This window comes from Shewanella sp. SM71, from assembly GCF_025653905.1.
In the GTDB taxonomy this organism is placed as follows: Bacteria; Pseudomonadota; Gammaproteobacteria; order Enterobacterales; family Shewanellaceae; genus Shewanella; species Shewanella oncorhynchi.
Window position 1 is genome coordinate 1 of record NZ_JAKKRW010000047.1, and the last position, 1,142, is coordinate 1,142.

Genomic DNA, 1,142 nt, shown 5'->3' on the forward strand with positions numbered 1-1,142 from the left:
GTAAACGTGGGCACCATTGGTCACGTTGACCATGGTAAAACCACACTGACTGCAGCTATCTCTCACGTACTGGCTAAGACCTACGGTGGCGAAGCTAAAGACTTCTCTCAAATCGATAACGCTCCAGAAGAGCGTGAGCGCGGTATTACGATCAATACCTCTCACATCGAATATGACACGCCTTCACGTCACTACGCACACGTAGACTGCCCAGGCCACGCTGACTATGTTAAAAACATGATCACTGGTGCTGCACAGATGGACGGCGCGATTCTAGTAGTTGCCTCTACAGACGGTCCAATGCCACAGACTCGTGAGCACATCCTGCTTTCTCGTCAGGTTGGCGTACCTTTCATCATCGTGTTCATGAACAAATGTGACATGGTAGATGACGAAGAGTTACTGGAATTGGTTGAAATGGAAGTGCGTGAACTTCTGTCAGAATACGATTTCCCAGGTGATGATTTACCAGTAATCCAAGGTTCAGCTCTGAAGGCCCTAGAAGGTCAACCAGAGTGGGAAGCTAAGATCCTTGAATTAGCCGCAGCACTGGATTCTTACATTCCAGAACCACAACGTGACATCGATAAGCCGTTCCTACTGCCAATCGAAGACGTATTCTCAATTTCAGGCCGTGGTACAGTAGTTACTGGTCGTGTTGAGCGTGGTATTGTTAAAGTGGGTGACGAAGTTGAAATCGTTGGTGTTCGCACAACGACTAAAACAACGTGTACTGGTGTAGAAATGTTCCGTAAACTGCTTGACGAAGGTCGTGCAGGTGAGAACTGTGGTGTGTTATTACGTGGTACTAAGCGTGATGACGTAGAACGTGGTCAAGTATTGGCTAAACCAGGTTCAATCAACCCACACACCACTTTTGAATCAGAAGTTTACGTTCTGTCAAAAGAAGAAGGCGGACGTCACACTCCATTCTTCAAAGGCTACCGTCCACAGTTCTACTTCCGTACAACTGACGTAACCGGTACTATCGAACTGCCAGAAGGCGTAGAGATGGTAATGCCTGGCGACAACATCAAAATGGTAGTGACTCTGATTTGCCCAATCGCGATGGACGAAGGTTTACGCTTCGCAATCCGTGAAGGTGGTCGTACAGTTGGTGCTGGTGTAGTAGCTAAAATCAT

General features: G+C 47.5%; 1 protein-coding gene. It reads left to right on the plus strand.

Annotation, left to right across the window (positions count from 1 at the left end; translation table 11 throughout):
• Window positions 1–1,142, plus strand: a 1,142-nt coding sequence (tuf, locus tag L5L97_RS22760) for an elongation factor Tu (RefSeq protein ID WP_263184008.1), incomplete at both ends; no start/stop codon positions are given.